We start from the raw sequence: 20,268 nt of genomic DNA, 5'->3' as shown, positions 1-20,268 counted from the left end.
CGGGACCGATGAACGAATTCGCCGCGTTCGCGGCCTTCGAGGAGGCCGCCCCGGGACTCCGCGTCCTCTGCCTCGGCGACGTCATGCTCGACCGCTTCGTCTATGGAAGGGTTTCGCGGATCTCGCCCGAGGCACCGATCCCGGTGGTCCATGTCCAGCGCGAAGAGGCGATGATGGGCGGCGCCGGCAACGTCGCGCGCAACATCACCGCACTCGGCGCCTCAGCGACCCTGATCGCCGCCGTCGGCGCGGATCAGGCGGCGGAAACGTTGCGCGAGGCGGCCCGGGCCGACACCCGACTCGAAACTCGTTTCATCGTGTCCCCGAAGCGGCCGACGACGCTCAAGACCCGCTTCGTCGCGGGTGCCCAGCAGCTTCTCCGGGCCGACCGGGAAGAGGCCGGCGCGGTCGATGAGGCAACCGCCGGGGCGCTGATCGAGGCGGTGCGCGCCGCGCTGCCAACGGTGCAGGCGATGGTGCTTTCCGATTATGGCAAGGGTGTCCTGTCCGCGCCGGTGCTGGCCGAGGCAATCCGTCTCGGCCGTGCCGCCGGGATCCCTGTGATCGCCGATCCGAAGGGCGCCGACGTGGAACGCTATCGTGGCGTCACCCTGCTGAAACCGAACCTCAAGGAGCTCGCTGACTTCACCGGCGCGCCCTGCGGCAGCGATGCCGAGGTCGCCGATGCGGCCGAGATGCTGCGCGCCCGGCTGAACATCCCGGCGCTCCTGGTAACACGATCCGGTGCCGGAATGACCCTCGTCACGGAAGGCGAAGTACGTCACGTGGCGACACAGGCGCGGGAAGTGTTCGATGTGTCGGGTGCCGGTGACACGGTGGCGGCGGCACTCGCCATCGCGCTCGCCGCCGGCGTCGGTTCGCCGGAGGCGGCGGCGATCGCCAATCTCGCGGGCGGTATCGCGGTCGGCAAGGCGGGGACCGCGACGGTTGGCCTCGACGAGCTCGGCGCGGCCGTCCATGCCGCCGACATGCACGCGGCCGAGATCAAGATCGTCGGCCTGGAAAGCGCGCTCGAACGGGTCCGGAAGTGGCGCGCCCAGGGCCTGCGCGTCGGCTTCACCAATGGCTGCTTCGACCTCGTCCACCCGGGCCATGTCTCGCTGCTCGGCCAGGCCAGGGCGGCCTGCGACCGGCTGATCGTCGGCCTCAACAGCGACCAGAGCATCGCCCGCCTGAAAGGCCCGGACCGGCCAATCCAGGCGGAGGCGGCGCGCGCCATCGTGCTGGCCTCGCTGGCCAGCGTCGACCTCGTGATCGTCTTCGCCGAGGACACGCCGATCCGGCTGATCGAGACGCTGAAGCCGGACGTGCTGGTCAAGGGAGCCGACTATGCTCCCGATCAGGTCGTCGGTGGCGACATCGTCCGCGCCAATGGCGGCAAGGTGATGCTCGCCCGGCTCGAGGACGGCTACAGCACGACCCGAACCATCGCGCGGATGAACAGACAGAGCCCATGAACGACAAACTCGTCCTCGTCACCGGCGGTGCCGGCTTCATCGGCTCCAACATCGTCGCCGGCCTCGTCGATCGCGGCCGTCGGGTCGCGATCTGCGATCGCCTGGGCACCGACGACAAGTGGCGGAACCTGGCCAAGCGGGAGCTGGCCGATTTCGTCCTGCCGGAACTGCTCGGCGACTGGCTGGATGTCGAAGGCGACCGGGTCGAGGCCGTTGTCCATATGGGCGCGATCTCGTCGACCACCGAGCGCGACGCCGATCTCGTTGTCGACAGCAATTTTTCGCTCTCGCTGATGCTCTGGCAATGGTGCGCGGAGGCGGAAGCCCCGCTCATCTATGCCTCGTCGGCGGCGACCTACGGCGACGGCAGCCGCGGTTTCGACGACGACGGCTCGATCGAAGGCCTGGCGACGCTCCGCCCGATGAATGTCTACGGCTGGAGCAAGCATCTCTTCGACCGCCGCGTCGCCCGCATCGTCGCCGATGGCGGACCGACCCCGCCGCGCTGGGCGGGCCTGAAATTCTTCAACGTCTATGGCCCGAACGAGGGCCACAAGGGCGCCATGCAGTCTGTCGTCGCCAAGGCCCACCGCGCCATTCGGGACGGCGGCCCGGTCGAACTCTTCACCTCGCATCATCCGGATTATCCGGACGGCGGCCAGAGGCGTGATTTCGTCCACGTCGGGGATTGCGTCGATATCGTGCTCTGGCTGCTCGATAATCCCGCCGCGAGCGGGCTCTTCAATGTCGGGACCGGCCGGGCGCGCAGCTTTCACGATCTCGCGAACGCGGTCTACGCAGCGCTTGGCCTGCCGGCGGACATCCGCTTCATCCCGATGCCCGAGGAAATCCGTCCGAAATACCAGTATTTCACCGAGGCGCGCATGGAGCGGCTTCGCAAGGCGGGATACAACGCGCCCTTCACCAGTCTGGAGGACGGCGTGGCCGACTATGTCCGGCGCTACCTGGAGGCAGACGACCCCTATCGCTGAACCCCGGACAGGGTAGCACCCTGGAAAGCCGGTCCCGGATCGTCGCGCTGGCGCAGCCGTTCGGCCGCTGTCCGGGCGAAGCGGAGCGTCAGGTTCTTCCGCCGCGCCGGGTTCAGGACACGGAGCGGCGCCTCCCGGACGATGGCGGCCTCGAAGCGGTCGGCCACGATCAGGCCCTGTTCGGCGGGCAGGATCTCCACGGGGAAGCCGGCCGGCACGGCGAAGAAGAAGCGCTCGCAGTAATCGAGATATTCCGGCCATTTCCGGTCGCTCCGGAAATCGGCGATGCTCGACTTGATCTCGACCACGGTGATCGCGCCGTTCCGGTCGAGCGCCATGACATCGACCCGCCGGCCGCTGCGCAGCGGCACCTCGGCGATCCCATGCGCGCCGAGCGCAGCGAGCAGCCGGAGCACCGCGCGGGCCAGCGCCGGCGCGACCTCGCGGCCGCCGAGCCCATCCCAGTCCGGAACCGTGGTTTCGTCACCCATTGTCCTGGCTCACTTCCCGGCCCCGGTTGCGCGGCGGCGGCGCAGGAGGACATATATCGCGCCGGAACCGCCATGCCCGGCCCGGGCGGCGGCCGTCATCACGATCCGTTCGCGGTTCGGCGACTGGCTGAGCCAGATCGGCACCTCGCGCTTCAGCACCCCGCGTTCCCGCGCGCTCATCCAGTCGGCATTCTCCGCGTCGGACAAATCCTTGCGCGCACCGCCCTTGCCCGTGACCACCAGGATGCAGCGCTTGCCGGTAGCCTGGGCGCGGGCGAGATAACGGGTCAGCATCTGGTGCGCCTCGTCGCGGGTCAGGCCGTGCAGGTCGACGACGCCCTCGACGGTCATCTTGCCCTTGCGCAGCCGGTCTGCAGTGCGCCGGTCGACACCCGCGGTGCCGGGTTCGGGCCCGTCCGGCACGGAAGCGCCGGCCGGCAGCCGCGGCGCCGGCGGCGGCGGACCGGGCTCACGCGCCGGGCGGGCGGTGCTTGTTGGCCCCTCCCGGTCAGGCAGGGCAGGTTTTTCCGACGCAGGCTCGGGCGACCGCTTCGGCAATGGCTGCGTGTCGCGCATTGCGCGCAGCCAGAGCTCGTACTCGGCGGCCGTCGGCAGCCGGCGCCTAGGCGGCCTCGTCATCCGGAACGATGATGATGTGGAGCCGCCGGGGTCCGTGCGCACCCTTGATCAGCATCTGTTCGATATCCGCGGTTCGCGAGGGACCGCTGATCAGGTTCACGGTGCGCGGCAGGGTGCCGGGCTCGCGATCGGCGCGGATCCGCGTCCAGACCTCCTCGTAGGCACCGGCGATGTCCGAGGCGCGCAGCACCGCGACATGATTGTCCGGAAGGAAATTGACCGTCGCCGGGGAGTTGCCGCCGGACAGGAAGACCAGCGTCCCGGTCTCGGCAACGCCGGCGAAGGCCATCCCGAGACCCGCCTGGTCCTCGACCCGGGCAGCGCCACGATTGAGTTCGAGGAGCGGCGCCTTCTCCGCCCAGGGCAGTGCCTCGAGGGTCTCGTGCGGCGCCATGCGCAGCGTTTTCGGCAGGTTGTGGCGACCGAGAAAGCCGTCGACCGCCGCCGGCACCGCATCCGGCCCGTCGACGATCTCGACGGTCGCATCGAGCATCTCGGCCATTTCCCGGAACAGCCGAAGCTGGCCCGCCCTGTCGAGCTGACCACGGGCCGGGATCAGGTTTCGTTTCAGGTCGGCAAGCCGGGCCTCGACCGCGTCGCGCGCCGACCCTTCGAGCGGTCCCCGTTTCAGTCCGCGCCGAATGCCGGACAGGATCTTCTCGCGGCTCGACACGGTCACGGGCTCCTCCGGCCGCTTTTCCAGAGTTCCTGGAAGGTCCGTCCCTCGGGCGCCGGCAGGTCGCGACCGTCGGTCCAGCCGCCGGCGAAGGGCAGGGCGGTGAGCACGCCTCGCCGGCCGGCAAGGCGTCGGAGAACACGGATCGCCAGCCGTGTCGCGAGCCGGTAGAGCGCCGGACGGCGCGCGAAGAAGGCCCAGAAACGGATCCCGGCGCGTTCGAGCGGGGGTCCGACCCGACGCTCGAAGGCCTGTTCCCGCCAGTAGCGCATGATCCGGGGCAAGGGGATGCGCATCGGGCAGACCTCCTCGCACTTGCCGCAGAAGGTCGAGGCGCTGGGCAGGTGACGGGCCTCCTCGATACCGAGGAAATGCGGATCGAGCGCCGCCCCGATCGGGCCCGGATAGACCCATCCGTAGGCATGGCCGCCGACGGTGTGATAGACCGGGCAATGGTTCATGCAGGCGCCGCAGCGGATGCAGCGCAGCAGTTCCTGGAGCTCGGTCCCGACCATTTCGCTGCGCCCGTTGTCGAGCAGCACGACGTGGAATTCCTCCGGCCCGTCCAGATCGCCCTCGCGCCGGGTCCCGGTCGACAGCGTGGTATAGACCGACATTTCCTGCCCGGTCGCGGAGCGCGCCAGGACCCGCATGATGGTCGCCATGTCATCGAGGGTCGGGACGATCTTTTCCAGGCTGGCGATCACGATATGCATCTTCGGCAGCATCTGCGTCAGATCGCCGTTGCCCTCGTTGGTCACGATGATCGTCGAGCCGGTTTCGGCGACCAGGAAATTGGCGCCGGTGATGCCGACGTCGGCATCGACATACTTCTGGCGCAGGATCTCGCGGGCCTCGTTGACCAGCGCCTGCGGGTCGGTCTGACGCTCGGTGCGGCCGTATTTCCAGTGATGTTCAAGGAACAGGTCCGAGACCTGGTCCTTGGTCTTGTGCACCGCCGGTCCGATGATATGGCTCGGCGGCTCGTCGGCGAGCTGGATGATATATTCGCCGAGATCGGTCTCGATCGGCTCGATCCCGTTCGCCTCGAGGAAGGGATTGAGGGCGATTTCCTCGGCGATCATCGACTTGCCCTTGGTCGCGGTCCGGGCATCGACGCTGCGGCAAAGCTTGAGGATCGTCTCCCGGGCCTCGCGCGGCGTGCTGCACCAATGGACCTTGCCGCCCTGGGCGATCACGCGCTCCTCGAAACGCTCGAGATAGAAGTCGAGATTCTCCAGCACATGGTTCTTGATGTCGCGCCCGGCGTCGCGCAGGTCCTCGAACTCCGGCAATCGGTCGGCGGCCTTTCGGCGCGCCGTCGTGAACCCGGTCTCGACTCGCTTCAGCGCCGTCCGGAGATCGACGTCGGCCATGGCCTTGCGGGCATTGTCCTTGAAGGCGTGACTGGTCGTCTGCATCGCTCAGCCCCCCTCGCCGATCGCCGGCACATCGCGGAGGCCAGCCAGCACTTCCGCGACATGGCGGCATTCGACGCGCTTTCCCTCGCGGCGGAAGCGGCCGGCGATGTTCATCAGGCAGCCGAGATCGCCCGCCAGCAAGAGGTCGGCGCCGGTCGCGGCGACATCGTCGCATTTCCGGCTCACCATGTCGGTCGAGACCTCGCCGTACTTGACCGCAAAGGTCCCGCCGAAGCCGCAGCAGGTCTCGGCGCCGGGCAACGGCGTGAGGGTCAGGCCCTCGACCTTGCCGAGCAGCGCGCGGGGCTGCTCCCTGACCTTCAGTTCGCGCAGGCCGCTGCAGGAATCGTGGTAGGTCGCGGTCGCTTCCCAGCGCACTCCCTGGTCCGGCATCTCCATCACGTCAACGAGGAAGGAGACCAGTTCATGGACCTTGTCGGCAAAACGCTCGGCGCGCGCCTTCATCGCCGGGTCATCGTCGAACAGGCGCGGATAATGATGTTTCAGCATGCCGGCGCAGGAACCGGACGGCGCAACCACATGGTCGAAGCCCTCGAAGGCGGCGATGACGTTGCGGGCGAGCGCCGCGGTATCTGCCCGGTCGCCACTGTTGTAGGCCGGCTGGCCGCAACAGGTCTGTGCCGCCGGTACCTCGACTACACATCCGGCCGCTTCCAGGAGCTTCACCGCGGCGAAACCGACGCTCGGCCGGAACAGGTCGACAAGGCAGGTGACAAACAGCCCGACCCGTACCGATTGCTTCGTCATCTGTCGCCCCGTTTCATGCGCGTTCCGGTGATGCGGCGACTATAGGATGCCGCCTCCCGCTTGACCAGACGGGCCCGGGGCACAGCAGCCGTTCAGCCGCTCGGCGCCGTCCGCGCCGCGAGGGTCTTCGGGAGCAGCAGCCAGAACCGGCCCGTGGCATTCATCCGCCCGGCCCGGTCGGCGGCAAGCGGGCCGTGACCGAAGAAGATGTCCCCACGCAGCGCACCTCGGATCGCGCCGCCGGTATCCTGGGCAACCATGAGCCGCCGATAGGGCTCGCCGGAAGCCGGCGCGGACCCGGGAACGGCCTCGGCCGGGATCGTCGTCTCGAGCCACAGGGGCACGCCGAGCGGCAGCCACTTGCGGTCGACGGCGAGGCTCCGCTCCGCCGTGAGCGCGACTCCCTGGGCGCCGATCGGCCCCTCGCCCTCGAGTTCGCGGAAGAACACGTAGGACTTGTTGAGCTGCATGACCCGGGCCGCCTCGGTGCCGTGCGTTGCCAGCCAGGCCCTGATCGCCTGCATCGACATCTCTTCCTTCGGGATCGCGCCACTGGCGATCAGCTCCCGGCCGATGGCGAAATAGGGATGTCCGTTCTGGGCCGCGTAGCCGACCCGCATTTCCGTGCCGTCGTCGAACGCGACCCGTCCCGACCCCTGTATCTGCAGGAAGAAGGCATCGACCGGATCGGCAAGCCAGGCGAGTTCGAGACCCTTCTCGGCGAGCGCGCCGGTATCGATGGCGGCCCGGTCGGCGTAAGGCCGCAATTCCCCGCCGACAACGCGACCGGCAATACGTTCGCCGCGCAATTCCTCGCGGAACGCGCCCAGATCGACATTCACCAGATCCGGCGGACGACGATAGAGCGGCACGTCGAAGGTTTCCGAACGCGTCAGGCTGCCGGGATAGGTCGGCTCGAAATAGCCGGTAAGCTGGGCCTCCGGATCATCGCCGAACCGGGCCATGTAGGGCGTGAAATGGCTTTCGAAGAACGCCCGGGCTGCCTGCGGCGGCGGATCCGTGTCGAGGGCGGCGCAGACCGGCTGCCAGTCGGCCAGCGTCCCGGCCTCGCCCGTGCCGCCCATGCTTCGGTCGGCCGGCTGCGCCATCAGCCTGGCGCAGGAGCGCCCGAAGGCATCGAGCGCGCCTACGCCGTCATCGTCGTCCCAGCCCGGCAGATCGGCGAAGGAAACCGGTACCAGGGTCAGCATCGCCTCGACCGGTTCGGGTACTTCCGGTTTCTCGAACCAGAGCAGGAAGCCGTAGACGATGGCGATGACGATGGCGAGGTTGAAGACCGGAAAGAGCCAGCGGCGCAGTCTCTGGCGCATCGGTGTCAGGTCTCGGAACGGGTCGCCGACAGATACCAGGTCGGATCCTTGCTGCCGGTATCGCGCCGGAAGGTCCAGATGTCGATGACCGGTTTTCCGGTCGTCGGATCGCCGGAGATCACGACACCGTCGCTATTCTTGGTGAAGGTCACCATTTCGGTAACGAAACGTACCGTGATATCCGCGACATTGTCCTCGAAAGTGGCTTCCTCGATCTCGGCCGAACGATAGTCGGTGATCTCGGTATGCATGTCATGTCCGGCCGCCTCGCGAGCCTCGATCGCGGCGTTGAAGCTGGCGAAGACATCGTCGGTCAGCAGCGGCCGAAGCGCTTCCCGGTCGCCTTTCGCGAAGCCGTTGACGATCGTTTCATAGGCCCACTGGGCGCCCTGCATGAAATGCGCCTCGTCGAAACCGCGGTCGGCGACATGGACGCGGGTGAGCACGGCACGGAGTTCGGGCGACAGGGTATCCTGCGATCCCTTGCGATGCGGCAGCTTGACGACTTTCTCGTCCGTGGCCGCGTCATCCTCCAGCGGCTTGCCGGAATAACGCTCCGGAGGCGGCTGCTCATGACCGGTCCGCTTGCCGAGGACGCTGCGCAGGCGAAGAAAGATGAATGCCGCCACCATGGCCAGCAGTATGATGTCGAGATATTGCAAAGCTTGGCCCTTGCGTCCCTATGCCCTTGATCCGGCAGAGAGATCCCGGCCGCCCTTGCGAAAGACGACTGGCGACCCCTAGTCTGCTACTGGAAAGCCTATCTCTTCCGTCGATAGCGGTCCAGTGGCGCGCACCGTACAACACCATCGGCAGACAGTTGATAGATAATCGAAAAGTGAGGTTCAACAAGCGTGGCACCCATCATTCTGCTGGCATTTGTCGCGGTGCCGCTGATCGAGATCGCCGCATTCATCCAGGTCGGTGAGCGGATCGGCCTCTGGCCGACGCTTGCCATCGTCATCGCGACCGCCGTCGTCGGGACCGCGCTGCTGCGCCACCAGGGTCTGGCGACGCTCGGCAAGGCGCAGGCCGTGATCGCCCGCGGCGAGATGCCGGTACGCGAGGTTTTCGACGGGCTTTGCCTGATTTTCGCCGGCGCGTTGCTGCTCACGCCGGGTTTCGTTACCGACACCCTCGGCCTACTGCTGTTCGTGCCGGGTCTCCGGCAGGCGATCGGCGGTTTCCTGATGCGGCGGCTGATGGCACGCGGCAACGTGTTCGTGGCCGGTGAATTCCGCCCGGGCGGACCGCAACGCCCGGACGGCCAGCGGCGGCCGGGCGTGATCGACGGCGAGTATGACGTCGTCGACGAGACCGGGCCGGACGGCGCCGGCGGGAAGGACGATGCGGACGAACGTCCGACGCTTCCGCCCCGCGGCTGAACCCGGCGGCTTGTGAGCAGCGTCCAATCATGCTAGCCAACGGCCGCGCCCGAGCGGGGCAGGCGTCATCCATACGGACAAGGAGCGGACCATTCCATGAGCGACGAGCATGCAAACGGCGCCGCCGCGGCAGCGACGGGCGGGCAACCGCAGCAGCAGCCCCGGCTGGCGGTTCTGGCGCAGTATGTCAAGGATCTGAGTTTCGAGAATCCCCGGGCGCCGCACAGCCTTCGCCAGGGCCAGCCGCAGCCGCAGATACTCGTCAATGTCGACGTCAAGGCGCAGAAGCTAGACGACAAGAGCACCTTCGAGGTCGTGCTGACGGTCAATGCCCGTGCGGAGCAGGGTGACGATGTCGGCTTTCTCGCCGAGCTTCAGTATGCCGGGCTGTTCTCGCTGGAGAATTTCCCGAACGAGGCGATCGAGCCGATCTGCATGGTCGAGTGCCCGCGCATCCTGTTTCCCTTCGCCCGGCGCATCCTGTCGGATGTCACGCGCGACGGCGGCTTCCCGCCGCTGATGCTGGAAACGATCGATTTCACCTCGCTCTATCGCCAGCAGAAACTGCAGCAGGCCCAGCAGACGGGTGCCGGCACGCCGAGCGCCGACGCCTGAGAGACAACGGCGAACGCGGATCCGGCCGCGGGCAGGCTCAGCGCCGCCAGATCGGATCGCTGAGCTTCTCCACGAAGGCATCGTGGGCGGCGATTTCCGCCTCGGCCGGCGCGAACTGGCGGCGCGGCCATTCGCGGCGCGGCGCCGTCGTGGTTGTCTCAGTGTCGCCGGCCTTGGCGCCCAGCAACAGGCCCGGCTGGCGGCCGCCGGTCAGTTCCAGGTAAACCTCGGCGAGCAACTCGGCGTCGAGCAGCGCCCCGTGCTTGACGCGGTGCGAGCTCTCGATATTGAAGCGCCGGCAGAGGGCGTCGAGGCTTACCTGCGCACCACGGAAGCGCTCGCGCGCCATCTGGACGGTGTCGAGCGCCTGGGACATCGGCAGTTGCGGCCGGGCGAGGCGTTCCAGCTCGGCATTGATGAACTTCATGTCGAAACTGGCGTTGTGGATGACCAGACGGGCATCGCCGACGAAGTCAATGAAGGCGTCGACCTCGGCAGCGAAGACCTTGTGCTGGCTCAGGAATTCCCGGCTCAGGCCGTGCACGGCGAAGGCCTCGGCCGGCATGTCCCGCTCCGGGTCGATATAGCGGTGGAAGGTCCGGCCGGTCGGCATCAGGTTGACCAGCTCCACACAGCCGATCTCGACGATGCGATGGCCCGATCGCGGATCGAGGCCGGTTGTTTCGGTATCGAGGACGATTTCGCGCACGTTGTCAGCTTTCCTGCCGTTGGTCGTCGGCGCCGGTCAGGCGTCGCACGAGTGAGGTGACCTGGTTCAGGGTATCATCGAGCGAGCCGCCGGTCTCGATCACCCAGTCGGCGCGAGCCCGCTTCTCGGCGTCGGGTGTCTGGCGGGCGAGAATGGCGTCCAACTTCTCCGCCGTCATGCCCGGCCGTTTCATCACCCGCTCGCGCTGGATATCAGCCGGAGCGCTGACCACGACCACGATATCGACGCGGGCCTCGCCGCCGGTTTCGAAGAGCAGCGGGATGTCGAGCAGGGCGAGCGCCTTGCCGGACGCCTCGGCGTCGCGGAGAAAGGCCTTGCGGCCCTCCGACAGCAGCGGATGGATGATTTTCTCGAGCCGGGCAAGTTCCTCCGGCTTGCCGATGACGCAGGCGCTCAGCGCCGCGCGGTCGACAGCACCGTCGCGGATCGTGCCCGGGAAGGCCGCGCCGATCGGCCCGACCGCCGTGCCGCCCCTGGCATAGATCGCGTGGACGGCGGCATCACTGTCATACGTCGGCACGCCAAGCGCGCGGAACATGCCGGCGACGGTGCTCTTGCCCATGCCGATGGAGCCTGTCAGGCCGATCGTCTTCATGCCGTCTCGTTCCCGTCGTCCAGAACATGGGCGCGCAGCGCAGCCGTCACCTCGGGGCGGTGGCCAAACCAGGCCTCGAACCCGGGCCGCGCCTGGTGCAGCAGCATGCCGAGGCCGTCGACCGCCCGATGGCCGCGCGCCCGCGCCTCGGCCAGCAGCGGTGTTTCCAGCGGCGTATAGACGATATCCATGACGGTCGCGGCAGGCGGCAGGGCATCGAGCGCCAGTTCGAGCGGCGCAGATCCGGCCATGCCGAGGCTGGTGCTGTTGACCAGGAGACCGGCGCCGTCCAGCGCGCCGGCCCGCTCATCCCAGACGACCGCCTCAACCGGCCGGCCGAATTCCGCGGCCAGCGCACGCGCGCGGTCAAGACCGCGATTGACGACGCGGATTTCGCCGAGCCCGAGATCCTGCAGCGCGACGATGATCGCCCGGGCGGCTCCGCCGGCACCCAGCACGGTCGCGACGCCGCCTTCCGGCGCCAGGGCAGGAGCGCCTTCCAGCAGGGCCTCGCGAAAGCCGAAGGCATCGGTGTTCCGCCCGATCAGCCGGCCGTCGTCGCCGACGATGACGGTATTGACCGCGCCGATCCGTCGGGCCTGATCGTCAAGCTCGTCGACCAGGCCAAGCGCCGCCTCCTTGTGGGGAATGGTCACGTTGCAGCCGGCAAGGCCCAGCGCACGCAGACCGGCGAAAGCGGCTTCCCGCGCTTCGGGCCTGACCGCCAGCGGGATGTAGGCGCCGTCGATCCGGTAATGCGCGAGCCAGTAGCCGTGCAGCCGCGGCGAACGGGAGTGCGCGACCGGCCAACCCATGACGCCGGCGACACGGGCCTTTCCGGACAACCTCACTGGCCGACGACCCGGTTCTGGCGCAGAAAGCCCAGAAGAGCCAGTAGCGGCAGCCCGAGAATGCTGAAATAATCGCCCTCGATCCTGCCGAAGAGCTGCACGCCGATCCCCTCCAGGTGATAGGCGCCCACGCTTTGCAGGATCGCATCACCCGCATGGGCGAGATACGCGTCGAGGAACTGTTCGGAGAAATCCCGCATGACGAGTTTCGGACTTTCGCGATGATGCCAGATGACCGTGCCGCCGCGGGCAACCGCCACGGCTGTTTCCAGGCGGTGTTCCCGGCCGCGGAGCAGGAGCAATTGCGCCCGCGCGGCGGCACGATCTGCAGGCTTGTCGAACCAGTCCTCGCCGGCACGGAGTATCTGGTCGGCGCCGATCACCAGCGCGTCGGGTTCCCGGGCAGAGATCTTGCGCGCCTTCAGTTCGGCCAGTGCCTGGGCCGCGTCGATCGCCGCGGCGCCGGAATGACGGAAGCTTTCCTTGATCGTTTCCTCGTCGACGGCGGCCGGTTGCCGGGTCACCTCGATACCGGCCGACGAAAGCAGGCGCGCGCGCGCGATGCTGGCCGACGCCAGGACGACGCGGGTTGCACCCGATTGGGAAAAATTTGTGGATAACTGTTCCGATATATCCGTCATGATCCAGTAATATGACTTGTATTTCAGGGCCTTAATGGGCGATAACCAACCTATGTACAAAACACGTCGCGCAACTTCAGCACTCAGGTGACGATGGACGATCCGCAGTCAGAAGAACCGAAGGTTGTCGCCTTCCCCGGACGCGTCGCGGATCACTTCCTGGCGGCCAAGGCGCGCGTCACCTCGCGCCTGATCCAGCACACCCTGATTGAGAGCTACGACAACTTTCGTCGCCACGGCAAGCCCTATCCCTTCCCGGCCCCGAACCAAATCCTTCCCTGGGAACAGCAACCGGCTGCAGAGCAGCGTTTCCAGAATACCGCGCTGGTCCTGTTGCTCGACGGCCAGATGCCGCGCAGCCTGAACAAGCATTTCCGGCTGCGGAACAGCAATCGCGTAACCTGGAGCAATATCAAGCGGCTCGCTTCGCCGGTCATTGTCCCGCATTACAAGGCGGAAGACGCGTCCTTCGACCACGACCGGGCGGACGACCTGCTGGCGCGGCTGTCCACCCTCGACTATGCACTGATGCTGGATCGCGAGATTCTCCAGGGCCAGCCGGTCGGTCCGGCACGGATCAGCCACATGCATGTCAAGGTCGAGCGGCTGACCGACAACGCCATCAAACAGCTCGGCATCGAGCTCGGTTACCTGGAACGGCGCCTGTTCGAGCGTGGCGAGGATTTTGTCGAGGCGCTGGAGACCAAGTTCTTCGAATATCACGGTTTTGGGCCGACGGCGTCGGGCCGGAAGGGCGCGGCCGCGATGGCCACGCAATTGCTCAGTGCCCATCTGGAGCGCTTTTCGGTCTTTGTTTCCAGCCAGGAGGATTGCCGGCTCACCGTGCTCGACGAGACATCGCGCATCCGCCAGCACATGCTGCTGGCCGTTCCGAGCGAGCGGCTCGCCGCGATCGAGCAGGCAACCGGACACAGCCTTGCAGTCGCCAGCGAGCCGGAAGACGATCTGTCGATCGTCGTGTTCCGCCTTGAACTGGAGCGCACGCCCGAGGCCTTCGGGCGCAAGGGCGGCGTCATCGATCATAGCTTGACCAGCGCCTGGCTGCGGGTCGCCGGCGAATACCTGATCGACGGAAACGGCGAAGCGGTGCCGTTCAGCTGGCTCGAATAGACAGCATCCGGCCCCGCGTCACTTGCCGCCGTTGAGACGTTCCTCGGCGCGGCGATTATAAAGATTGAGGATCGTCGCCGCGGTTTCCTCGATCGAGCGCCGCGCGACATTGATGGTCGGCCAGCCATGACGGGCGAAGAGACGCTTGGCCGTCGCCACTTCCTCGCGCACGATTTCCGGATCGACATAATCGGTGACGCTGCGTTCCTTGAGCGACAGCAGCCTGTTCCGGCGAATCTCGATGAGGACTTCCGGGTTGGTCGTGAGCCCGACGATGAGTGGGCGGGTCAGCTCGAACAATTCCGGTGGCAGGGGGATGTTCGGGACGAACGGCACGTTCGCGACTTTCACGCCACGATTGGCGAGATAGATCGAGGTCGGTGTCTTAGAAGTCCGCGATACACCGACCAGAATGATGTCGGATTCCGCAAGACGCTGGGGAAACTGCCCGTCGTCATGGGTCATGGCGAAATTCATCGCCTCGATTCGGTTGAAATATTCGTCGCCGATCTCGTGCTGGCGGCCGGGCAGGCCGCGGCTTGTCGCGCCGAGATAGGCGGAAACCACAGCCATCGCCGGATCGAGCACCGAGACACAGGGCATCGCCAGTTTCTTGCAGGCCTCTTCGAGAATCTCGCGCAGTTTGAAATCCACCAGCGTGAACATGACGATGCCCGGCCGACCGGCAATGGTATCGATCACCGCCTTGAGCTGGCGTTCGCTGCGAACCAGCGACCAGACATGTTCGATCGCGCTCGCTTGTTCGAACTGCACGAGAACGGCCTTCGAAATCGCGTGCAGGGTCTCTCCGGTCGCGTCCGAGATCAGATGCAGGTGGAATTGGGCCATGGCGGGATTTTCACGGAACCTGTGTATGAAACGTCCTGGACGTGGATAACCGTGCCGCCGCGCGTTCGCTCGGGGAAAGGATGCACGTCTTGCATTTTCTGTAGTCGGCATCGTCCCCTTCTGCAAATACCGAATGTCGCCGTGCGCATCACCGGGATAACCGGCAGAGCCATCGCGCGCCGAACACTTCTCACCGTGATTCCCGGTTTTCCACGCGGCACCGGGCCTCGCTTTGCAGCGATCCGTGCACAGACCGCGGCGCGCCCCCGACGTCATCCGACGCCGACCGGGACGAATCTGTGGGCAGCAAACAATCCTCGTTATCCACAGGGATTCACTACCTCTACCCCCTTAAGAATCTAAAAAACAAGAAAGGTAGAACGGCGCGTTCATGCCGGCCATGCCGGCGTGCGCGATAACCATCGAGTTGCCTTGGATGAATGACAGAACGGGCTGGAACTTGGGCGCATTAGCGGCTAGACCCGGATGGCAGACGAGACACCGGCCGGAACTCGGCCCGGACCACGAAGCGCTGGAATCCCTGTCCCATGCCGAACGCCGAACAGGTGAAATCGACCGCCGAACGTGTCGCGAAGCCACTGCTTCGGGTCCTGGCCGGTGATCAGCGCACACCGCCGCCGATCTGGCTGATGCGCCAGGCCGGACGCTATCTCCCGGAATACCGGGCTGTCCGCGCCGATGCGGGTGGTTTTCTCGATCTCTGCTACGATTCCGAGCGGTCCGCCGAGGTCACGCTCCAGCCGATCCGGCGTTACGGTTTCGATGCCGCGATCGTTTTCGCCGACATTCTCCTGATCCCGCACGCGCTTGGCCAGGATGTCGCCTTCAAGCAAGGCGAGGGCCCCTGCCTGGAACCGATCCGCAAGGCCGGCGATCTTGCAGTGCTGCGTCCGGAGGGCATGCTCGAGAAGCTCGAACCGGTCATGGGAACGCTGCGTATCCTGGCCCGCGAACTGCCGTCCGAGTGCGCGCTGATCGGCTTTGCCGGGGCGCCGTGGACCGTCGCAACCTACATGGTCGAGGGCGGCTCATCGAAGGATTACCTGACTGTCAAGCGCTGGGCATTCGGGGAGGAGCCGGGCTTTGCCGCCCTCATCGACCGGCTGGTCGAGGCGACCGCCGACTACCTGGTTGCCCAGGTACGGGCCGGGGCGGAAGTGGTGCAGATCTTCGATACCTGGGCCGGCGTCCTGCCGGAAGCGGCCTTCCGTCGCTGGTGCGTTGCCCCGGTCAAGGCGATTGTCGAGCGTTTCCGCGCACAATGTCCGACTGTTCCCGTGATTGCCTTTCCACGCGGCGCCGGTCCGCTGCTGCTCGGCTATGCCGCCGAGACGGGGGTCGATGGCGTGAGCCTCGATTCGGCGATGCCGCTTGCCTGGGCCCGCGAGAATCTGAACGATGCGCGGGTGCTGCAGGGCAATCTCGATCCGGCCCTGCTGGTCGCAGGTGGCCAGCCGATGCGGGAGGGTATCGCGACGATCCTGGAGGCCATGAAAGGCCGTTCGCACATCTTCAATCTCGGGCACGGGATCGTGCCGCCGACGCCGCCGGAACATGTCGGCGAGCTTGTCGCGACGGTGCGCGAATTGGCAGGCAGGAACGGATGAACGGCAGGGCGAACGAACGGATTGCCGTCGTTCTGTTCAATCTCGGCGGCCCCGACCGGCCGGAATCGGTGAAGCCGTTCCTGTTCAATCTCTTCAATGACCCGGCGATCATTTCGCTGCCGAACCCGTTCCGCTGGGTGCTGGCGAAACTGATATCCTCGCGGCGCGAAAGGACAGCCCAGGCGATCTATGCGGAGATCGGCGGCCGTTCGCCGCTGCGCGAGATTACCGAAACGCAAGCCGAGGCCCTGCAGGCCGCGCTCGGCGAACTTGGCGACGTCGGTGTCTTTGTCGCCATGCGATACTGGCATCCGCGGGCGGCCGAGATGGTTGCCCGGGTGAAGGCCTTCGCGCCCGATCGCATCGTGTTGCTGCCGCTATATCCGCAATATTCCACCACGACGACCGGCTCGTCGCTCCTGGAATGGCATTACGAGGCGGCGAAGGCGGGGCTGACCGTGGCGACCAGCGGCATCTGCTGCTACCCGGTCGAGCCGGACTTCATCGCCGGTCACGTCGACGCGCTCTCCGCCATGCTCCGAGAGGCGGGCGATGGTCCGGTCCGCGTCCTGTTCTCCGCGCATGGGCTGCCGAAGAAGGTCATCGCCGGCGGCGATCCCTACCAGTGGCAGGTCGAGGAAACAGCCGCCGCCGTGGTTCGCGGGCTCGACCGGGAAGGACTCGACTGGAAGGTCTGCTACCAGAGTCGGGTCGGGCCGCTTGAATGGATCGGCCCCTCGACCGACGACGAGATCCGCCGGGCGGGTGAGAGCGGTACCTCCCTGGTAATCGTGCCGATCGCCTTCGTTTCGGAGCATTCCGAGACCCTCGTCGAACTCGATATAGAGTATCGCGAACTCGCCCGGAAAAGCGGCGTGCCGGGCTATTTCCGGGTTCCGGCGTTGAATGCCTCGGAGACCTATGTGTCGGCGCTCGCCGGGCTGGTCAGACGCTCACTCGCCGGGCCGGCCGGGATCGCCAGCCAGGACGGGGTGCGGCGCTGCCCGGCAGATCATGGACAATGCCCGCTTCAGGCAGTTTCCGGAGCCTTGCGATGACCGATTTTCTCGCCGGGATCTATCCCTGGACCAAGGCGCTGCACGTCATCAGCGTGATAGCCTGGATGGCCGGCATGTTCTATCTGCCCAGGCTTTACGTGTATCATTGCGATGCCGAACCGAACTCGCCCCAGTTCGAGACCTTCAAGGTGATGGAACGGCGGCTTCTGCGCGCCATCATCAACCCGGCGATGATCGCAACCTTTCTGTTTGGCGGCATGCTGCTGGCGACGCCGGGCGTCGTGGACTGGGGAAGCGGCTGGATCTGGACCAAGCTCGGCGCGGTTCTGGTGCTGTCCGGCGTGCATGGCGCCTTCTCCCGCTGGCGGCGCGATTTCGCCGCTGACCGGAACCGTCACAGCGCCCGATTCTACCGGTTGATGAACGAAGTTCCGACCGTTCTGATGGTGCTTGTCGTCGTCATGGTCGTCGTCAAACCCTTTTAAACTCCGGACTTTCCGTTTGACTCGGGAAGATTCGGCGTTCATGGTAAAGGTCGCTGCCGGTCATCTTCGGGCAAACACGTTTCCTTTCATCTGAAATCAACGTTTTTCCGCAAGGATTGCGTCCGGTACGCCGCCTTTATCGCATGCGTCTTGGAGTCTTCCCTCTCCTGATGCGCCTCCCTTAGCCCGCCAAAAAAACAGACGCCACAGTCATGAACTTGATGGAGCTCAAGAGCAAATCGCCGACCGAATTGCTCGAATTCGCCGAAGAATTGCAGGTCGAGAACGCCTCGACTTTGCGCAAGCAGGACATGATGTTCGCCATCCTGAAGTCGCTCGCCGACCAGAATGTCGACATCACTGGCGATGGCGTGCTGGAAATCCTGCAGGACGGCTTCGGTTTCCTGCGCTCGCCGGAAGCGAACTATCTTCCGGGACCGGACGACATCTACGTCAGTCCGTCGCAGATCCGCCGCTTCTCGCTGCGCACTGGCGATACCGTCGAAGGCCAGATCCGCAGCCCGAAGGAGGGTGAACGCTATTTCGCGCTCCTCAAGGTCAACCAGATCAATTTCGAGGACCCGGACAATGTCCGACACAAGGTCCATTTCGACAACCTGACGCCGCTCTATCCGGACGAGAAGATCCGGCTCGAGCTGGCCGATCCGACGCTCAAGGTTCCGAGCGTTCGGGTGATCGAACTCGTCTCGCCGCTCGGCAAGGGCCAGCGCGGGCTGATCGTCGCGCCGCCCCGGACCGGCAAGACGATGCTGTTGCAGAATATCGCCCATTCGATCGCGGCGAATAACCCGGAAGTCTACCTGATCGTCCTGCTGATCGACGAGCGCCCGGAAGAAGTGACCGACATGGCGCGCTCGGTGAAGGGCGAGGTGATTTCGTCGACCTTCGACGAGCCGGCGCAGCGCCACGTCCAGGTGGCGGAAATGGTGATCGAGAAGGCCAAGCGCCTGGTCGAACACAAGCGCGACGTGGTGATCCTTCTGGATTCGATCACCCGCCTGGCGCGTGCCTACAACACCGTCGTGCCGTCTTCGGGCAAGGTGCTGACCGGTGGTGTCGATGCGAACGCCCTGCAGCGGCCGAAGCGCTTCTTCGGCGCGGCGCGGAATATCGAGGAGGGTGGCTCGCTCACCATCATCGCCACCGCGCTGATCGATACCGGTAGCCGCATGGACGAGGTGATCTTCGAGGAATTCAAGGGTACCGGCAATTCCGAGATCATCCTCGACCGCAAGCTGGCCGACAAGCGCACCTTCCCGGCAATCGACATCACCCGGTCCGGAACCCGCAAGGAAGAGCTGCTGGTCGACCGTTCGACGCTGTCGAAAATGTGGGTGCTGCGGCGGATCCTGTCCCCGATGGGCACGGTCGACGCCATGGAGTTCCTGCTCGACAAGCTCAAGAACACCAAGTCGAACGACGAATTCTTCGATTCGATGAATACCTGACCGAACGGGTCGGGGGTCGGCCCTTGCGTTTTTCGCCGGCTGCCGCCCCCGCCGTTCCCGTCGCCGGGACCCTGCGTCCTGCTTTCCCGATCAGACTTCGAAGACGACGGAACCTGTGGTTTCGCGGGCTTCGAGCGCGCGCTGTGCCTCGGCAGCCTCGGCCAGCGGATAGCTGTGCCCAACGGTGATCTTGACCGCGCCATTCGCGATCACGTCGAAGAGCGCGCTGGCGGTTGCCACCAGGTCCTCGCGCTTTGCCGTATAGGTCATCATCGTCGGCCGGGTCACGTAAAGTGAACCCTTCTGTGACAGGAGGCCGAGATTGAACGGCTCCACGGCACCCGAGGCATTTCCGAAGCTGACCATCATGCCGCGCGGGCTCAGGCAGTCCAGCGACCCCATGAAAGTCGATTTGCCAACCCCGTCGTAAACCACCGGCACGCCAGCACCGCCAGTGATCTCGCGGACCCGGTCGGTGAAATTCTCGCGGCTGTAGACGATGACATGGTCGCAGCCGTTCGCCCGCGCGATCTCGGCCTTCTCGTCGCTGCCGACGGTACCGATGACGGTGGCGCCCAGATGCTTGGCCCACTGGCAGGCGATCAGGCCAACGCCGCCGGCCGCGGCATGGAAGAGGATCGTCTGGCCGGGCTGGACGGCAAAGGTCCTGCGCAGCAGATATTCCGCGGTCATGCCCTGCAGCATGGCCGCCGCCGCGGTCCTCGTATCAACGACGGCCGGCATTCTGACCAGGCGGTGGGCAGGGATCAGGCGCGCTTCCGCGTAAGCGCCGAGCGGTCCGCCGGCATAGGCGACCCGGTCGCCGGGCGCGACCTCGGTCACCCCGTCGCCAACGGCCTCGACCGTTCCGGCGGCTTCCATGCCGATCCCCGACGGGAGCTCGACCGGGTAGAGGCCGGTGCGGTGGTAGGTGTCGATGAAATTGAGCCCGACATGGTCGTGGCGGACCAGGGCTTCGCCGGGGCCGGGATTGCCGATCGTGACGTCGGCCCATTTCAGGACTTCGGGCCCGCCGAAACGGTCGTAGGTGAATGCCTTGGTCATTGTCGTGTC

At 66.0% G+C, this 20,268-nt stretch carries 22 protein-coding genes; 9 read left to right on the top strand and 13 right to left on the bottom strand.

The genetic code is table 11. The features are described from left to right. The first annotated feature begins 8 nt into the window (after positions 1–8). A complete protein-coding gene (gene rfaE1 / locus OCH7691_RS02635) occupies positions 9–1,478 on the top strand; it encodes a D-glycero-beta-D-manno-heptose-7-phosphate kinase (protein WP_085883456.1) in 1,470 nt (489 codons plus the stop codon). Beyond that, a complete protein-coding gene (rfaD, locus tag OCH7691_RS02630) occupies positions 1,475–2,470 on the top strand; it encodes an ADP-glyceromanno-heptose 6-epimerase (protein ID WP_085881864.1) in 996 nt (331 codons plus the stop codon). Before rfaE1 ends, rfaD begins: the two co-directional genes overlap by 4 nt. On the opposite strand, the gene OCH7691_RS02625 is transcribed toward rfaD, so the two are convergent. From OCH7691_RS02625 to OCH7691_RS02595, 7 genes are all read right to left on the bottom strand, one after another. Further along, the gene (locus OCH7691_RS02625) at positions 2,461–2,961 is read right to left on the bottom strand and encodes an MmcB family DNA repair protein (RefSeq protein ID WP_085881863.1); all 501 of its coding nucleotides are present in this window, start codon (positions 2,959–2,961) and stop codon (positions 2,461–2,463) included. The genes rfaD and OCH7691_RS02625 overlap by 10 nt on opposite strands. A 9-nt stretch (positions 2,962–2,970) precedes the next feature. Next, positions 2,971–3,384, bottom strand: a complete 414-nt coding sequence (locus OCH7691_RS02620; RefSeq protein WP_176244898.1) for a Smr/MutS family protein — start codon at positions 3,382–3,384, stop codon at positions 2,971–2,973. Positions 3,385–3,583: 199 nt separating this feature from the next. Continuing rightward, the gene (locus OCH7691_RS02615) at positions 3,584–4,279 is read right to left on the bottom strand and encodes a LutC/YkgG family protein (RefSeq protein WP_085881861.1); all 696 of its coding nucleotides are present in this window, start codon (positions 4,277–4,279) and stop codon (positions 3,584–3,586) included. Beyond that, positions 4,276–5,697: a LutB/LldF family L-lactate oxidation iron-sulfur protein gene (locus OCH7691_RS02610; RefSeq protein WP_085881860.1), complete on the bottom strand. Its 1,422-nt coding sequence runs from the start codon at positions 5,695–5,697 to the stop codon at positions 4,276–4,278. Before OCH7691_RS02610 ends, OCH7691_RS02615 begins: the two co-directional genes overlap by 4 nt. A 3-nt stretch (positions 5,698–5,700) precedes the next feature. Continuing rightward, positions 5,701–6,465, bottom strand: a complete 765-nt coding sequence (locus tag OCH7691_RS02605; protein ID WP_085881859.1) for a (Fe-S)-binding protein — start codon at positions 6,463–6,465, stop codon at positions 5,701–5,703. Positions 6,466–6,557: 92 nt separating this feature from the next. Further along, a complete protein-coding gene (mltA, locus tag OCH7691_RS02600; RefSeq protein ID WP_085881858.1) occupies positions 6,558–7,796 on the bottom strand; it encodes a murein transglycosylase A in 1,239 nt (412 codons plus the stop codon). A 5-nt stretch (positions 7,797–7,801) separates the two neighbouring features. After that, entirely contained in the window at positions 7,802–8,458 is a 657-nt protein-coding gene (locus tag OCH7691_RS02595; RefSeq protein ID WP_085881857.1) for a Tim44/TimA family putative adaptor protein, read from the bottom strand. Positions 8,459–8,650: 192 nt separating this feature from the next. Between OCH7691_RS02595 and OCH7691_RS02590 the strand changes: the two genes are divergently transcribed. Both OCH7691_RS02590 and secB read left to right on the top strand, forming a co-directional pair. Further along, positions 8,651–9,181: an FxsA family protein gene (locus OCH7691_RS02590; protein ID WP_085881856.1), complete on the top strand. Its 531-nt coding sequence runs from the start codon at positions 8,651–8,653 to the stop codon at positions 9,179–9,181. A gap of 96 nt (positions 9,182–9,277) precedes the next feature. After that, entirely contained in the window at positions 9,278–9,796 is a 519-nt protein-coding gene (gene secB / locus OCH7691_RS02585) for a protein-export chaperone SecB (protein WP_085881855.1), read from the top strand. A 37-nt stretch (positions 9,797–9,833) separates the two neighbouring features. On the opposite strand, the gene dnaQ is transcribed toward secB, so the two are convergent. Genes dnaQ through OCH7691_RS02565 form a run of 4 tightly spaced genes read right to left on the bottom strand, consistent with a single transcriptional unit; the run spans position 9,834 to position 12,613 of the window. Next, a complete protein-coding gene (gene dnaQ / locus OCH7691_RS02580; RefSeq protein ID WP_085881854.1) occupies positions 9,834–10,505 on the bottom strand; it encodes a DNA polymerase III subunit epsilon in 672 nt (223 codons plus the stop codon). Positions 10,506–10,509: 4 nt separating this feature from the next. Further along, the gene (coaE, locus tag OCH7691_RS02575; RefSeq protein WP_085881853.1) at positions 10,510–11,121 is read right to left on the bottom strand and encodes a dephospho-CoA kinase; all 612 of its coding nucleotides are present in this window, start codon (positions 11,119–11,121) and stop codon (positions 10,510–10,512) included. After that, positions 11,118–11,936, bottom strand: coding sequence for a shikimate dehydrogenase (locus OCH7691_RS02570; protein WP_370853101.1), 819 nt, complete (start codon positions 11,934–11,936; stop codon positions 11,118–11,120). Before OCH7691_RS02570 ends, coaE begins: the two co-directional genes overlap by 4 nt. A 32-nt stretch (positions 11,937–11,968) precedes the next feature. Then, positions 11,969–12,613 carry a Maf family protein gene (locus OCH7691_RS02565; protein ID WP_085881851.1) on the bottom strand — a complete coding sequence of 215 codons (645 nt, stop codon included), beginning with the start codon at positions 12,611–12,613 and terminating at the stop codon, positions 11,969–11,971. A 93-nt stretch (positions 12,614–12,706) separates the two neighbouring features. On the opposite strand from OCH7691_RS02565, the gene OCH7691_RS02560 reads away from it, so the two are divergent. Beyond that, positions 12,707–13,744, top strand: a complete 1,038-nt coding sequence (locus OCH7691_RS02560) for a hypothetical protein (protein WP_085881850.1) — start codon at positions 12,707–12,709, stop codon at positions 13,742–13,744. A gap of 18 nt (positions 13,745–13,762) precedes the next feature. Here OCH7691_RS02560 and OCH7691_RS02555 read toward each other — a convergent pair whose 3' ends face one another. Continuing rightward, complete coding sequence (locus tag OCH7691_RS02555) at positions 13,763–14,593, bottom strand: pyruvate, water dikinase regulatory protein (protein ID WP_085881849.1); 831 nt, start codon at positions 14,591–14,593, stop codon at positions 13,763–13,765. A gap of 548 nt (positions 14,594–15,141) precedes the next feature. On the opposite strand from OCH7691_RS02555, the gene hemE reads away from it, so the two are divergent. From hemE to rho, 4 genes are all read left to right on the top strand, one after another. Continuing rightward, the gene (gene hemE, locus OCH7691_RS02550; RefSeq protein ID WP_085881848.1) at positions 15,142–16,221 is read left to right on the top strand and encodes a uroporphyrinogen decarboxylase; all 1,080 of its coding nucleotides are present in this window, start codon (positions 15,142–15,144) and stop codon (positions 16,219–16,221) included. Then, positions 16,218–17,279 (top strand): ferrochelatase, encoded by a 1,062-nt coding sequence (gene hemH, locus OCH7691_RS02545; protein ID WP_085881847.1) that lies wholly within the window; start codon positions 16,218–16,220, stop codon positions 17,277–17,279. Before hemE ends, hemH begins: the two co-directional genes overlap by 4 nt. Continuing rightward, positions 17,276–17,725 carry a protoporphyrinogen oxidase HemJ gene (hemJ, locus tag OCH7691_RS02540; RefSeq protein ID WP_085881846.1) on the top strand — a complete coding sequence of 150 codons (450 nt, stop codon included), beginning with the start codon at positions 17,276–17,278 and terminating at the stop codon, positions 17,723–17,725. The genes hemH and hemJ overlap by 4 nt, the downstream gene beginning before the upstream one ends. Positions 17,726–17,937: 212 nt before the next feature. Next, entirely contained in the window at positions 17,938–19,194 is a 1,257-nt protein-coding gene (gene rho / locus OCH7691_RS02535; RefSeq protein ID WP_085881845.1) for a transcription termination factor Rho, read from the top strand. 90 nt (positions 19,195–19,284) lie between these two features. Here the strand turns inward: rho and OCH7691_RS02530 are convergent, their stop codons facing one another. Next, positions 19,285–20,259, bottom strand: a complete 975-nt coding sequence (locus OCH7691_RS02530; protein WP_085881844.1) for a quinone oxidoreductase family protein — start codon at positions 20,257–20,259, stop codon at positions 19,285–19,287. Positions 20,260–20,268 lie beyond the last annotated feature (9 nt).

Source organism: Oceanibacterium hippocampi (assembly GCF_900172325.1).
Lineage (GTDB): Bacteria > Pseudomonadota > Alphaproteobacteria > Sneathiellales > Sneathiellaceae > Oceanibacterium > Oceanibacterium hippocampi.
Note: the sequence above shows the minus strand (reverse complement) of the source record. Positions and strands in the feature narration are given on the sequence as shown.